12 protein-coding genes are annotated in these 15009 nt (G+C 35.8%); 1 reads left to right on the forward strand and 11 read right to left on the reverse strand.

The window, feature by feature from the left end:
- Window positions 1-6 precede the first annotated feature (6 nt).
- The 8 genes from V7068_RS07285 to V7068_RS07320 form a co-directional block, all read right to left on the reverse strand.
- On the reverse strand, window positions 7-1431 hold the full coding sequence (locus V7068_RS07285) for an MBL fold metallo-hydrolase (RefSeq protein WP_499711870.1): 1425 nt from the start codon (window positions 1429-1431) through the stop codon (window positions 7-9).
- Window positions 1432-1514: 83 nt separating this feature from the next.
- Complete coding sequence (locus V7068_RS07290; protein ID WP_499711872.1) at window positions 1515-3044, reverse strand: MFS transporter; 1530 nt, start codon at window positions 3042-3044, stop codon at window positions 1515-1517.
- Between the two features lie 708 nt (window positions 3045-3752).
- The gene (locus V7068_RS07295) at window positions 3753-4283 is read right to left on the reverse strand and encodes a DL-endopeptidase inhibitor IseA (protein ID WP_499711874.1); all 531 of its coding nucleotides are present in this window, start codon (window positions 4281-4283) and stop codon (window positions 3753-3755) included.
- A 247-nt stretch (window positions 4284-4530) separates the two neighbouring features.
- Window positions 4531-5817 carry a M48 family metallopeptidase gene (locus tag V7068_RS07300; protein ID WP_499711876.1) on the reverse strand — a complete coding sequence of 429 codons (1287 nt, stop codon included), beginning with the start codon at window positions 5815-5817 and terminating at the stop codon, window positions 4531-4533.
- Window positions 5818-5971: 154 nt separating this feature from the next.
- Window positions 5972-7243, reverse strand: coding sequence for an MFS transporter (locus tag V7068_RS07305; RefSeq protein WP_499711878.1), 1272 nt, complete (start codon window positions 7241-7243; stop codon window positions 5972-5974).
- Window positions 7244-7265: 22 nt separating this feature from the next.
- The gene (dsdA, locus tag V7068_RS07310) at window positions 7266-8552 is read right to left on the reverse strand and encodes a D-serine ammonia-lyase (RefSeq protein WP_499711880.1); all 1287 of its coding nucleotides are present in this window, start codon (window positions 8550-8552) and stop codon (window positions 7266-7268) included.
- Between the two features lie 232 nt (window positions 8553-8784).
- Window positions 8785-9753 carry a peptidoglycan-binding protein gene (locus tag V7068_RS07315; protein WP_499711882.1) on the reverse strand — a complete coding sequence of 323 codons (969 nt, stop codon included), beginning with the start codon at window positions 9751-9753 and terminating at the stop codon, window positions 8785-8787.
- A gap of 272 nt (window positions 9754-10025) precedes the next feature.
- Window positions 10026-10271, reverse strand: a complete 246-nt coding sequence (locus V7068_RS07320; protein WP_252286083.1) for a hypothetical protein — start codon at window positions 10269-10271, stop codon at window positions 10026-10028.
- Between the two features lie 279 nt (window positions 10272-10550).
- Here V7068_RS07320 and V7068_RS07325 point away from each other — a divergent pair, with 279 nt between their 5' ends.
- A complete protein-coding gene (locus tag V7068_RS07325) occupies window positions 10551-10721 on the forward strand; it encodes an aspartyl-phosphate phosphatase Spo0E family protein (protein ID WP_119117834.1) in 171 nt (56 codons plus the stop codon).
- A gap of 33 nt (window positions 10722-10754) precedes the next feature.
- Here V7068_RS07325 and V7068_RS07330 read toward each other — a convergent pair whose 3' ends face one another.
- The 3 genes from V7068_RS07330 to V7068_RS07340 all read right to left on the reverse strand — a co-directional run bounded on the left by V7068_RS07330 (window position 10755) and on the right by V7068_RS07340 (window position 14868).
- Entirely contained in the window at window positions 10755-11525 is a 771-nt protein-coding gene (locus tag V7068_RS07330) for a nucleotidyltransferase domain-containing protein (RefSeq protein ID WP_499711885.1), read from the reverse strand.
- A 492-nt stretch (window positions 11526-12017) separates the two neighbouring features.
- Window positions 12018-13745: an aminodeoxychorismate synthase component I gene (gene pabB, locus V7068_RS07335; RefSeq protein WP_499711887.1), complete on the reverse strand. Its 1728-nt coding sequence runs from the start codon at window positions 13743-13745 to the stop codon at window positions 12018-12020.
- Window positions 13746-13842: 97 nt separating this feature from the next.
- Window positions 13843-14868 (reverse strand): LLM class flavin-dependent oxidoreductase, encoded by a 1026-nt coding sequence (locus tag V7068_RS07340; protein ID WP_499711888.1) that lies wholly within the window; start codon window positions 14866-14868, stop codon window positions 13843-13845.
- Window positions 14869-15009 lie beyond the last annotated feature (141 nt).

Raw genomic sequence — 15009 nt, forward strand, 5'->3', positions numbered from 1 at the left:
CTTTATTTAACATCCAAGTGAAATTTTATATTCCTTTTCATCCATTCCATTCGGAGCAATTACTTTAATGTTAACTTCTCTATTATTTTCAACCTTAATTTTGTTAAATTTCCTACTCTCCACTTCCCTATCATTCAACAGAATGTTTTTTGCTCTACTTGAAGTAGAAACAGCAGCCACTTCAACTTCCCTTATATCACACTCTACTTGAAGTGTATAGTTTTGAATGCTCGGTTGAAATGGAGGTTCAAGAGTACCATTTTTAACAAAAAGCGCACTTAATGTTGCAATATTTTCAGCAGTATAGTTTCCTGAAAATATGTTCTTTATATTTACACCCACCCAATCTAACTCAGAAATATAATTCCCTACCAGACTAATTTCGCTCGAACCAAAGCATTCTGCTGCTGGTCTTAAAGTCGGAGATAAGGCTTCTGTTCCTAAATCAACTGCTTGCTGTACAGCTTTTTCTAGGTTTTCAAGATAACTATCATTTAAAACATTGTCATTGTGTCCGAAAAATATTTTGTTAATGTTTCCTTTTGTTGCATATCGAAACTTTTGTAAAACTGATAAATATTGATCCATCGTACTTTCTTCTTCGCCAAAGTGGAGAAAAGCTGTATCTAGCAAGGTATTTCGATTATTCCCAAATGCATCTGATGAGAAAAGTAAACCGTTTATTTCATCGACTAAAATCATGTGACCTACACTATGCCCCGGAATTTTATAAGCTTTTAGTCGACAATCACCTAGGTCAAATTCATGACCTTCTTTAAAATCGATATAGTCTACTAAATTCCCTCCAAACATTTTGTATGTTGGTAAATCATCTGAATTAAAATAAACATTGATTCCTTGATTAATCAAGGATTGTGCTTGAGCATCATGATCCGGATGTGCGTGGGTAACTACTGCATCATAAGGTAACCCTTCTGCAAACGCGTCTAATAAATCTTTTAGATCATTCTCTTTATCAAAACCTGCATCAATTAATAGTGCTCTTTCACTGCCAATAACAAAATACATTTTCACCTGATAATGATCTTCAATTCTAATAACAGCTGGAGAATTCTCTTTCTTTTCCTGAAGAATTGTATAATAATACTCGCCTTTAGGTAAGCTACTTACTGAAAATTTAAATGTAGCGATATCACTGTCTTGATATCCTTCTTTCACCGCAACTGCTTTAATAAGAAAGTCTTTGGAATAAGTAGTGATCTTACCATCCTCAACAATAAATAGATCATCTACTTTTAGAGTTAATAATCCATCAGCAATATTAAAAACGGCGCTTTTTTCATTAGGCTCACTTCCGTCAAACGTATAATAAATTTGGGCGTTTTTTGTGAAACTCATAAGATTAACGTGAACCTTGGAAGTCATATATGTTCCAGGCTTAGGAAAAACAGTCGGCTTGATAACCTTCAACTTACTCATCCTCCCCAATACTAAAAATTTACCGGAATATATCCGGTAAATTTTTAGTAGATCTTGTATTGATTTCGAAGCTTTTACAAAACTTTTCTTTCACTTTCTACGGTATTGCCGACCCATACCTTATCGTAATCATAACCGGTAAGCGCTTCAACCACTTCTTTCGTTTTTGGATCAACGTCGAGTTTTGAGCCATTATTTTTCAAGCGATCAATTTCATTTACTAAAATTGAGTGGGTTTGTTTATTTAATTTGAAAGTAAAAGCCATGCATAATGCAATAAGAAGTAATCCAATCGTTCCAATCACTAATGTATATACAATCGTTTGAATCGCTTCAGGTGATTGTACTGTTTCACCTTTAACAAATCCTCCCCATTCTAATACAACCCCGACAATCATCGTTGCAATAGCAACGGAAGTCTTTCTAAAGAAGGTCATAACTGCTGCAAAAAGACCTTCACGTCTTTCTTTTGTTACAATTTCATCAACATCCGGAATAAATGGATAAACATTCCACGGAGTAAATTCCAACATACTTCTTCCTATTTGATAAATACCAGCAATAACAAATAAAGTAATGATCATTGAGCTAGGTTGAAGTAAGTAAACAACCCAAAATCCTAACAAACATAGAATCATTGTAGAATAAGCTATTTTAAATAAATTTGAAGGTCCTATCCTAGCGAACAAAAATCCGGATAAGATTGTCGTAGGTATACCGATAATACTTAATGAAAGTAAATTAGCACCGACCGTAGCAGAAGTGTTTAATGCATACACACAGAAGAAGATGAACACTGCATTAAATACATCTTTTGCGGTGAAAGAGAAAATATAAATTGCCAAGTGTTTTCGGAAACTTTTAATTTTAAATGTTGAAATATATCCAGCCATAACTTCAAGAAGAGATTTTACCATAGCCCCAAAGCTTTTTGGTTTATTTGAATTTGCCAATAATGCTTTTTCTTCTTCAGGAGAAAGCTCATTTTCCCAAGTTGATTTATAAGTAATAAATATACAGATTGCAAATAATACAGCAAAAAATGCACCATTTAAAAAGTAAGCATATGAATTATCGTTGCCAAAGAATGCGATTAAAATTCCTGGAACAAAAGTGGCTAAAAATGTACCTGTACCGGAAAGAAACATTCTCGCTGTTGACAATTTCGTTCTTTCATTAAAATCTTTTGTCATTTCAGATGGTAATGTTTCCCAAGGTATTAAAACCATTGCCGCAACAATTTCAAACAATAAATAAGTACCTAAATAATACCAATAATTCATCCCTGTAACCCACAATAAAACGTAAGTAAGCATTAACGGAGAACCAATAAGTAAGAAAAATCTACGTCTTCCAAATTTTCTTCCTAACTTATTTTTAAAGAAATTATCTGTTATACTGCCTATGAACAAACTAATGACGGCATCTACAACACGCGCAATCGCAATAATAGAAGCAGCTTCAACTGGAGATAGCCCGACAAACGTAGTATAGAAAAACAATAACCAAGCTCCAATAATGGTGAACGCTCCACCACCCATAATATCTGTTAATCCAAAACCTATACTGGTACGTAATGTAACTCTCTTATCTTTTCTGAACATGATTTTCCCCCTTTTGTAAACTAGATTTTCTTATAATTAACAATGGATAAATTTCATACATGGTCGCTTCCTTGCATAGGAAGAAGATATCATTACCGAAATCACCAAACAAATAACCAAGTTTATCCCTTATACTAAATTTTCCGACTTCTACATTTATAGATACTGTTTCTGTAGCTTTTAGGGCTTGGTTCATTTTTCCCCGTCACTTTGTCTAATTTATTATTTATCTTAGAACCCCAAAATATAACCACTGTAATTTGGACGTATTCTAAACGTAAGGCCCCCCATTCTTACGGAAACTTCTTATAAACGTTTTCTATTGAAGCCCTTTTCAAAAGTATTAAAAAACGGATTTTGTTCCTCTCGAGATTGTTTAATACTCAATTAATTTGTTTAATGAACTAATTAATTGATTGTGAATTTAGAATATCACCCTCTATTTAATTCGTCAATTATATTTTTGTAAGCGCTATCTCAAAAAATACTTTCATTTAGGTGTATAATTCTCATCTAAAAAGGGGGAACTTATCTAATGATTTAACTTTATGAAAGAAACAAAATAAAAAAGAGCATAATAAAGAGGCGATTTTCCATTCAGTACTGAACGAAAAATCGCCTTTTTGTCTTTGTGACATCACATTTTTAAGATGATTTCATTTATCCCACTCTTAACGGGCAGTGAGACCTCACTGATGGAGTTTCACTTTATTGAACCGCATCAAACTTGTTTACTTTCCACTTCGACCCTGATTTATAGAAAGTAACCGTACGTTTCACGCTATCACCGTCAACAGTTGGTACAGTGAATTTATATGAACGAACGTTTTGTTTTTTATCAATTAATTTTACTTTTGCTTTCTTCCATTCCAACATGCCGAAGCCATCTCCGACAGGCCTAGCTAATTTTCCTTTATACGTAATATATCTATAATCTTTTAAACCTTTTTGTATCGCACTATTGGTAAATGTTTCTGATAAGTATTTAACGAGTTTGTCTTTTGTATTAAATTCTTTACAAAGATAAGAATACTGTGTGCCTTTATAAGTAAATGTCTTTTGTAAACATGAGGTGTTTTTATATCCGTGTAACGCATTCCAAAAATGAATGCTAGCGTTATTTGCTATTTTTATCGCATTTGCATCTGATAAATTCTGTGAGGTAGTGTTTGCTGTAACTCCGGTACTTAATATACAGAATAAAATGACCGATACTACGATAACTGCAAATTTTTTCATCTTTTCTCTCCCCCATTCATAAGAGATTCAGCGTGAGCGGACTAAAAGACCTCCAATCTATATTTTAAATTAATTTTAACATAATTTAACAAAAAATTCTTCAAATATTCATTTTTAAAATTCCCCATAAATTCGAGCGTAAATTAAAGGTATCTACTTATATCATTCTTCATACCATCAAAAAAATACTGAATTTCCCTCAAAATAAGAAATTCAGTATTTTTGATCACAATTCATAAACATCGATTTATTCGGTTAGGAGCTGCATGATTTCTTTATCGCCATTTTCTTCGGCATATTCATAAGCCGTATAGCCTTCTTCATTTTTGGTTTCCTTGTTAGCCCCACTTTTTATGAGAAGTTCTACAATTTCAGAATTTCCATTCATGGCAGCAATCATAAGTGGTGTATCGCCATAATAATCTTTTGCATCAAGATTACTTCCTGATTGAACTAGTAGTTCTGCTGCTTCATGAGAATCATTATAGACTGCATAATGAATGGCCATTGAATCATCACTATCTTTCGCATTCACGTCCGCTCCACTATCTATTTCTTTTTTCATCGTATCGAGATCGTTTACACTTGCAGCATCCATTAATTCCGTAACATTTTCCACCTCATATTCTGATGCATCATCACTCCAAGCATATTCACTTAGGAATTGATCCGCTTTATTCACAGCATAAAATATACCAAATAATAGTGCTGGAAAAATGCCAAGAGTCAAGAACAATCCAAGAACGACATTTCGTTTTCGCTCTTTAAATAGTGTATATTCATGAGGATTCTGCCAATGATATAGACCATTCATTCTTTTAGGGAGATCAGGATGAGTAGACAGCTTTTCACTTAGCCATGTGAAAAATCCTTTTTCCTCCTCAAGTTGAGACATGAATGCTTCTTGATTCACACGATAATGCAATTGTTTTCCTATTGCTAGAATGGTTAAAGCACTTTGGGCTGCTTCCATATTTTTTATATAAAAAGCAGCGTAACGATCACATGTATACTCACAAGCTCTCATATATGCTTCACCTAAAAAAGGCATCCACATCGCTGGTAAGATCAAGAAATGTACTAAAACATGTCTTCTCTTCAAATGTGCAAATTCATGTGCTAACACGAACAGCATCTCATCTTCTTTGTCGCTTTCAATTAAATCAAATATTTCCGAATACACAACAACCATATTCTTACCGAAAAAACGAGTGGCAAACGCATTCAGCATTCCCATACTTTCCATAACATACATAGCTGGAACCTTTTCCAGTCCCATTTCAGCTGACAATTTCTCCGCTTTTTCATATATTTCCGGAAATTGCTGCGGAGAAATTCTCACTGCATTTCGACGAATCTGCGCCATACTAATGGCATGAAAAAAATAAGAAATAAGAGCAAGAACAAGGATAATCACAATACCTATAATAGAAAAAGCCAATGTAATATAACATAATATACTTACAAGTAGGACCAATCCAAAATAAATATTTTCTTTATTATGTACTAAATTCCTCTGTAAATCTTCATTCATTTCTGTAAATCCCCCTCTCTATCTTTTAAACAACCATTTTAGAATAAATGGGGGATTTTCAAAACACAAGTTGTAAATCAAAATAAACCATCATTCTCCATACAAATAGTCCTATAGCACTAAATGTAACATATAGAAATACCGAAAAATCCAGTTATATTTTTTGGTAATCTCTCTTCGCTGTAACTTGAGGCAAACGAGCACTCAACACCCCTGCAATGACTAACAATACAACGGCCATGATAAAGGATTGCTGATAATTCCCCGTTTGGTCGAACAAAATGCCAGGAATGTACGAACCTAAGGCTGAGCCAAGTTGATGACTCATAAATAACCAGCCCGAAAGCAGGCCGACAGATTGGCCTTCAAAATATTCCGAAAGCAATTTAACCGTTGGTGCAACGGTCGCAAAATCAACTAATCCAAAGGAAATCGCAAAAATAAATAACAATATTGGATATTCAATAAATAGGACGAGCCCTGACCCGCTCGCAGCGAATACTAAAAACGCCACCGTAATCGCTCTTGTAAAATATAAGACTACTAATATGTTTTTATTATTAAAGCGATCAGCTAATATGCCGGAAACAAGCGTTCCAATGACATTAAAAGCAGCGAGCGTACTAACCGCAGCACTTGTTACAGGCGCTGAAAATCCACAGGCTTGCGCAAAGGGGATTAAATGCGTGTCCATTAATCCCGTTGTTGTAAAACCGCAAATGGCAAACGGAATTAATAAAAACCAGAAGCGACAATCAGCTTTCGATTTTGCTTGTACGACTGGCTTTTCTTCCTGCTTTTCTTCTTGATTTTTTTCATAACCAAACGGCTCCATCCCTGCTTTAAATGGGTCAGATTTTAACAACCAGGCAAGTAATGGGCTAACAATACAAATTAAAAATAGGCCAATGATACAAACCGTCCATCTCCAGCCAACAGCATCAATAAGCAGAAGCGAACTTGGGACGATAATCATTTGTCCGGCACCAAATCCCGCTTCATTAATTCCAAGTGCTAACCCTCTTTTTTTCCGAAACCAGGTTGTCACAGCAACCGTTGCTGTGACACCTGAAGCACCGCCAAATCCAATCGAAGCGACAATTCCGTATAAAATAAACATTTGCCAAAGCTCTGTCGCAAAAAAACTAAGCAAAACCGAAAAACCAATGATAAGTGTGCTCATGTAAAATACTCTTTTGATGCCATATTGATCAATCATTTTTCCAACAATCGGTTGAAAAATGGCAAATACGATAAAGCTAATAAAGGAGATTGCTGAAGTCGTTGCACGGTTCGTTGAAAAAGTTGTTTCCCAGGGCTCCATAAAAGCCCCATACGTGTATCGTACGCCTTGCGCTGCCAAAATCCCGATAAACGTGACAGCGAGTATAATCCACGCATAATGAATATGATGTCTTGTTCTCACCGGTTATCCTTCTTCCTATTCATTATTTTGCTAAATATTCATTCATCATATCTTTCGGCACCATACTGCCGCCGGTCGCCCAAATAATATGTGTCGCTTGTTCCATCTTATCCTCTAAATGATGGTTTTTCAGATACTTCTGACCTGCCGTCGTTTGACTAAGTTGGATTGGTCCATACGCACCAGCTAGTGCAGATGGTTCTAATTGATAATTTTCTGTCTCAGCCATCGCTTTCAATAAGTGAAATAAGCGCTCATCTTCAACCGTATAGCTTCCGCTTAACAAATCATTCATCTTCTCACAAACCAATTTCGATGCTCTTCCAACTGCAAGTCCATCTGCCTCTGTTCGATTATCAATGCCTACATCCTGCACCGAAATTTTGTCAAACTTGCCTGTCATGAGACCTAGCACCATACAAGGGGAATGCGTTGGTTCAGCAAAGAAACAATGAACGACTTCTCCAAAAATGAGCTTTAATCCGTAAGTAATGCCGCCAGGCCCTCCACCAACACCGCATGGTAAATAGACAAATAACGGATGATCTGAGTCGACAACAATGCCTTGTTCCTTCAATTGCTGCTCTAAGCGTAAAGCCGCTGTTGCATAGCCATAGAACAAATCTTCTGAATTTTCATCATCAATAAAATGACAGTTCTCATTTTGCTCTGCTTCCTGCCTCCCAGCTTCAACCGCTTTACTATAATCATCTGCATATTCTTTTACAATTGCGCCAAGGCTAGTAAGCTTGTCTTTCTTCCATTGCTTCGCATCTTGTGACATATGAACGGTCACTTGAAAGCCTAGCATTCTACTAATAATTCCAATACTTAGTCCTAAATTCCCCGTTGAACCGACGGCAATGGAATATTGCGAAAATAAGGATCGGAATGTTTCGTGAGTAAGCTTTGCGTAATCATCTGTCTCTTTCAAAAGTTTATGTTCCATCGCAATGCTCTCAGCATATTTTAGGACCTCATAAATACCGCCTCTCGCTTTAATTGAACCAGAAATCGGTAAATGACTATCACATTTTAATAGTAAACGCCCTTCTATTGCCGTGTTGTATGTATTCTCTAAATATCGCTGCATATGGTGTATCTTTACAAGAGGCGATTCAATGATACCATTCGCTTCTTTTGTTTCAGGAAAAACGTTTGCAATATACGGAGCAAATCGTTTAAGACGAGCTTCCGCGTCTATCACCTTTTCCCCAGGCACCATCTTTTGTGCATAGTTCGGATTAGTCCAAAACACCTCTTTTGTCGCAATGAGATCTGTTAATTGTGGAATTATTTTTTTCTTCATATAAATCTCCTTATCTCTATAAATTTTTCTTTCTATAAATCCTCTATCTCTCTTAAATTCCTTTCATCCATTTTATTATAACGAAAAAATGAACTTTGCACGTAAAATTCAGGTCTAATTCATAAACAGATATCTGCACCTTATAAAGACAAAAAACCCAATCATCATGATTGGGTTTCATCTAAACATTCTAAAATGTGTCCAATTTAAATCAAATAGTAAGCTAATTGCATTATGCTCCAAATAATTTTGCAAAAGTAGTCTTACCAACTATTCCATCTACATCTAATCGATTCGCACGTTGAAATGCTCGCACTGTACTTTCTGTACCGTCTCCAAAATGTCCGTCTACGCCTTTTGGATTATAGTCTTTGATGTATAACATGGCTTGTACAATATACGTGATATTCCCTTTTGCCCCTTTACGTACATTACGAACAGCTGCTTTTGTTTTTGGTCCCCATTTACCATCTACATCTAACCCGGCCTTAAATTGTTTATTAAGTTCAGTTTGTAATCCTTTTATAAGTGCTGTTTTCATTTTAGTTTTATACAAACCATCTACATCTAATTTAGTATTATATCGACTATTTAATGTTGTCTGAATCGCTTTAATGATTGGATCTCCATTATTTTTAGAGAGTGGTTCCTTCTTGATGACTTCCGATTTCACTGTTCTTTCTGGCGGAGTATAGGTCCCACTCACTTTAGAGGTTAAACTAGGGCGTTTTCCGGATTGTAACTGAAAGTAAGATAGGCCCCCTGCCATTTCAAGGTGTGGGTAATCCTTGAAGTTTTTCCAATCCCCTTCCCAATCAAAACCTAATTCTTTCCCAATTTCTGCAACCCTTCTCCATTGGTCATTCACTGTCCACAATCCTCGTCTTCCATCATCACTTGAAATGAAGTAATCGATGGCCACTCCAAAGTTGTGATAGGACTGACCAGGCTTAGCATTTGTTACTTTTGGTTTAGACATATTACTATAATTTTTTCCGTTATAGCTATATCCTAGGCGTCCTTGACCATATAACTTTGCTTGTTCCTCCATAGAACGATAACCCGCACTGATTTGTACATAAATCCCTTCTTCATATGCTCGTTTAATCATTTCAAGTGCGGATTCTTTTACAACCGGATGGATACCGCTCCCCATATTTTTAACAGATCTGTATAATAAAGTTTGCAACGACACTGGCATTTAAATCACCTCCTATTTTTTATATGTTTCATTCCTTAGACTTGCTTGTATATCTAACTAGTAAAGTTGATTTGGCGATTGCCTGACTGGATAACTTGTTTCAAACCTATTTCTCTGCTTATGTATGTATTTTTTATGGATAATAAGTGCAATAGAAAAAGCCAACTTTGTTGTTGGCCATAAAGGAATCATAAATTATTAGCAAACTCACTAAGGCTGTTTTGAAAGTTGCTCAACTGATTATGTACTGTATAAAGATAACTTAGTACTTGTTATTCTTCTTGGATAAAAACGACTTGATCGTGACCGCATGATTTACAAGACATCAAGTGAGGGCAAATTTGATCTCTTGCTGTATTCGGATATCCATCTCCCATTTTTACCGTTTCTTCATCATTATAATGACCGTATGGATCTAAAAAGTCAGATACTTTTCCTGAGTCATCTAATAAAGTTCCACATAACGTGCAATGCATTTCCAATTCCTTGAATGCATTACATAATGGACATATCGCCATCGCGTTCACTCCTTCTACTCATAATCACACCTTATCCATTTCCGTATACTAGTTACATGGTGTTTTTGACCAAAACTAAATCATAGCCCTTCCTTTTACTCTTCCCTTAAATCCCTTCTACTATATCCATTAATATTTTCAAAAATACACTTAAGATTTGTCCTAATATCGAAATTTTTCTTAGCATAAACGTATTTTAAAATATCTTTTTTGTAATTATTATTATATAATGTTAAATATTAACTGAATTTTACTTTTTATTGATATAGGAGTTCATTTATGAATACAAAATCTGTACCTCTTAAACATTTAGAAGATGCCATTCATTGTTTAAGAACCCATATGATTACTGTCGGAATATCGAAAGGGTTTAATCATCCCGATACCATTAAATATAGTCAAACATTAGATGTTTTATTGAACAAATATCAGAAAACTAAACTAAATTGATATAGAGCTAACATCAGCGTAACTTACTGTTTATTAAGATAATCTCAACCCTAGCCCTTGTTGATTAATCTCGATTAACAATTCATTAATTCTATGATAATCAGGTATTGGAGGAAGCGTGGATTTTTCACATGATACTTTTAATTGATCATCATACATTCTAAGCATGTCCAAAGCTTCATTGAAAGTGAATTTTCCGTTTCTACAATCTAACAAAAGTTGGCGATTGCTTCTGTATGTGCTGTAATCTCCAGTTTCTAATATCTCAATAGCACTTGTTAGAAGGCGAATACTGTGCATAAAAAATTTATGGTCATATCTAAATTCCTCCATTAAATCTTGGCTCCCTGTTTCATTAGATTGTTTACTTTTTAATTTTTGCATTTGGGAATAGGCATAGCCGCCGAATTTCTTTTGAATATGCTTAGATAAAAACAAATGGCGATGATCAATAAGCAGTTGTCCTAAAGGAGTAACTTTTAGATAATCTTCTTGTCGGACGAACAGAATTTCAATATTGTTCGGAACTCCTTTCATCGCATCTTTTACGAATTTATTAATATGAATGACACTTACATCGACATCATCTTTCGTGTTGCGGAAGTTCTTCCCTCCAGTAGTGTTATATTCGTTAAAAGATTCTAATCCCAAGTAATAATCAATAGGAGGGATGCATACCCCTTTAAAATCCTTATCTGATGTTTCTGTGTTTGTACCATAGGCATAACTTCCTGTTGGAGATAAGATGATTGTTCTTTCTTCTAACCAATCTAGATTGGATTGGTCTAATTTTAAGTCCGTCATTAACTACGCTCCTTCCTGTACATCATAATGTTTGCTTCATATTATTCACTAAGCTAAGTTAGCCATCTATATTTTATAATTCCACGAAAGGAATTGTGATTCATATAAAAAGCTTAGGGACAGTAGTTCAATTCTTAGGTTTTATCGCAAACCTAATACCTATCCTCTCTTTGTTAAATGACCTTATTAATCATGCGATTGTTGGCTCACACAAATGAGCCAACAATCCACAGCACCATATAAAAAGCCATCTTTCGAGAAAACAAATTAGCACCACTTTCCCCCTGCATAAGTTGCGTTATATACACGCTGTGATGCGATTGGAAAGTGGTGCTGTTATGAAGTTTGTAAGTGAACGTCTTGGTCATGCAACTATAAAAATGACAGCAAATCTTTATCCGACTGCGACAAAAAATACGAAGCCGAGAATTTATTAAAGCTGGAATCATATTTAAGTTAGTTGAGACTTGATAAGTCTAAAAGCCCACCCTATCACACTATTTCACACTGTATCCATTTACGTACGCTGTTAATAAACCAAACCTCCTCAGCTTTTAGCAGCTCTGCCTTCGTAATCACTTTCTCCTCGATTTCTTTTTGAAGCAATAATTGCTTGCGGAACGTACCTGCCAGCAACCCACATTCAACAGGAGGAGTGTACAATTTTCCATTCAATTTAACGACAACATTTCCATTCGTAAATTCAGTGATTTCCTCGTTTTCATTCCAAAGCAATACATCAAACACATTTTGTTTTGAAAATGTTTCATAAGCTTGACGATTTGTCGTTTTAAAATAAACAAATGGATGATTTGTCTTGATTGGAGAATCAGCCAATCTAATTGAAATTGTAGAATAGGTATCTTCAATTGTCATCCCGCTAACTTCTACTTTGTTTGTTTTTGAAACAACTAAACGTACTTTATATAAACCATCCGAATGCTGCTTCGCAAATTGATGAAGCTCATTTGTCACATCTTCTTCGACAATCGGAAATTGAAAATATTCAGCTGCTTCCATTAATCTTTTCATATGGTGATGAAATAAATAATATTCACCATTTTCTAATCGAAGTGACTCTAAGAGTTGAAAGTCAGGCCGAACTTCCGTTAACAATTTTGCTTTTAAGAACGCTTCTGCGTATTCTTCGCTTAGTACCGAATCCCAGGTAATTCCGCCACCGGCCCCATATTCCGCACGTCCTGTTTCTGTATCAATCCAAACGGTGCGAATTGGTACATTAAAGATGGCCTCACGTTCAGGGGTGATATAGCCAATAGCGCCACAATATACTTCTCTTGGGGAATCCTCAACATGTGTAATAATGTCCATCGTCTTAATTTTCGGAGCTCCTGTTATGGAACCACATGGAAAAAGTGCTTTGAAAATATCAGTAATCGTTGTATGTTCCTTCGTTTTTGCTTTCACAGTAGATGTCATTTGCCACACAGTTGGATACTGTTCAATTTCAAACAATGCTGGAACATGAACCGATCCATTTTCTGCAATGACACTCACATCATTTCGTAATAAATCAACAATCATGACATTTTCCGCTTGGTTTTTTGCCGATTCAGCCAGCCAACTAGCTTGTTCTCGATCCTGCTCTAGAAATAGACCTCTTTTCACCGTTCCTTTCATTGGTTTTGTTGTAATAACACCATCTCTCCAATGAAAAAACAGTTCCGGTGATGCCGATAAAATTCGATAGTCTCCTATATGTAAATAAGCACTGTAATCCGAATTCTGTGCCTTCTCTAACTGTTGATAAAAAGCAAAATCATCTCCTTCAAATTGTGCTTGTAAGCGTAAGGTATAGTTCACTTGATAAGTATTGCCTTTTTTTATTTCTGTTTTAATGTTTGTAAAGCCTGCCTCATATTGCTCTTTTGATGTGTTGGAAGTCCAATTGGATAATTGAAAAGATCCAGTATTGTACTCCTTCAAAAAAGTGGGTTGTTCAAAAATACCAAACCAAAGCAGCGGCATTCTTTCCCCCTGCTTCACCATAAAAGCCGAATCAAATGCTGGTGCAGCTTCATAGGAAACATAGCCCGCGGCATAATACCCTTGATCTACGAAAGCTTGTACTTCCAGCATTTTCGTTAGCACTTCATCTAGATTAGATGTTTCGACGATTTGCTTTGGGTGTGTAAAAAAAAGCGGTTGTTTAATTCCCTGTTCGTTTGCAAAATGAAAAAATAATGAGTTTTGTTCCATACATACCTCTTGTTAACATAATATAATTACAATTAATTCGTTTTTATGAATCATCCATGAGACATTCGTTGGAACTCTCATGAATAATTCTTTCATTTTATTTCATTCCTACTACTTCTGCTACAATTTCAAAAGAACGAAGACGTGCTTGATGATTGTAAGTTGTTGTAGCAATAATGATTTCGTCTGCATTCGTATTTTGCGCTAAATCTTCTAATCGTTTTTTCACTTCTTCATGTGTGCCAATAATCGTATTTTGTAACTGCTTCGTTACGAGACTTTTTTCATATTCTGACCAAAGATTCTCCATTGAATCCACAGGTGGTGGTAATTGGCCAGGTGTATTACGAATGAGATTTAGGAATTGCTGTTGATGAGAAGTCGCGATTCGCTGCGCTTCTTCCATTGTATCTGCCGCATACACATTTACAGCTACCATCACATGCGGCTCGTCTAGCACTTCAGAAGGTTTAAAGTATTGACGATACCTGGCAAGGGCCAATTGCATATTTTCCGGTGAGAAATGGCTGGCGAATGAAAAAGGTAACCCAAGTTCCGCTGCAAGCACGGCACTAAAGCCGCTCGAACCAAGCAGCCAAATGGGAATGTCTTGTCCTTCCCCTGGAATCGCCCGTACGCGGTTATTACGCGAAGCAGGATCTAGATACATCCTTAACTCAGCTAATTGTTCAGGAAAATCTTGCCCTTGATTGCGAGGGTCGCGTCTAAGAGCTACTGCTGTTTGTTGATCACTGCCTGGTGCACGCCCTAATCCTAAATCAATTCTTCCTGGATACATTGCTTCTAGTGTACCAAATTGTTCCGCAATGACAAGCGGTGAATGATTAGGCAGCATAATTCCACCTGAACCAACACGAATCGTTTTCGTCGCATTCGCTACATAACCAATGACAACAGATGTAGCTGAACTTGCAATGCCTGGCATATTATGATGCTCAGCAAGCCAATAACGATGATACCCCCACTTTTCTGCATGCTGTGCAAGGTCAACCGAATGTTGAAATGATTCGGCAGGTGAACCACCAACGGTAATTTGCGCTAAATCTAATATTGAAAATTTTATATTTGATAATGTGTCCACTTTATTCACTTCTTTCTTCATTAGATGATGCAATACATTGTCATCTTATATTAAGATAACCTAAAAATGCATTCAATTTGCTTGATTGCAATAAAACAACCTTACTAATTCATCTATTTGTTTTACACTTTATTTGGAATGAACGATCATTAAGTATTCTAC

This window comes from Bacillus sp. JJ634, assembly GCF_036962285.1.
Classification (GTDB): domain Bacteria; phylum Bacillota; class Bacilli; order Bacillales; family DSM-1321; genus Peribacillus; species Peribacillus asahii_A.

What these genes read in the sequence shown, in the direction of transcription:
- V7068_RS07320 (WP_252286083.1), bottom strand. Translation starts at nt 10,271, where the DNA reads ATGGCGATATGTCCATTATGTAATGCATTCAAGGAATTGGAAATGCAT.
- V7068_RS07340 (WP_499711888.1), bottom strand. Translation starts at nt 14,868, where the DNA reads ATGAAGAAAGAAGTGAATAAAGTGGACACATTATCAAATATAAAATTT.
- dsdA (WP_499711880.1), bottom strand. Translation starts at nt 8,552, where the DNA reads ATGAAGAAAAAAATAATTCCACAATTAACAGATCTCATTGCGACAAAA.
- V7068_RS07290 (WP_499711872.1), bottom strand. Translation starts at nt 3,044, where the DNA reads ATGTTCAGAAAAGATAAGAGAGTTACATTACGTACCAGTATAGGTTTT.
- V7068_RS07315 (WP_499711882.1), bottom strand. Translation starts at nt 9,753, where the DNA reads ATGCCAGTGTCGTTGCAAACTTTATTATACAGATCTGTTAAAAATATG.
- pabB (WP_499711887.1), bottom strand. Translation starts at nt 13,745, where the DNA reads ATGGAACAAAACTCATTATTTTTTCATTTTGCAAACGAACAGGGAATT.
- V7068_RS07325 (WP_119117834.1), top strand. Translation starts at nt 10,551, where the DNA reads ATGAATACAAAATCTGTACCTCTTAAACATTTAGAAGATGCCATTCAT.
- V7068_RS07295 (WP_499711874.1), bottom strand. Translation starts at nt 4,283, where the DNA reads ATGAAAAAATTTGCAGTTATCGTAGTATCGGTCATTTTATTCTGTATA.
- V7068_RS07300 (WP_499711876.1), bottom strand. Translation starts at nt 5,817, where the DNA reads ATGAATGAAGATTTACAGAGGAATTTAGTACATAATAAAGAAAATATT.
- V7068_RS07330 (WP_499711885.1), bottom strand. Translation starts at nt 11,525, where the DNA reads ATGACGGACTTAAAATTAGACCAATCCAATCTAGATTGGTTAGAAGAA.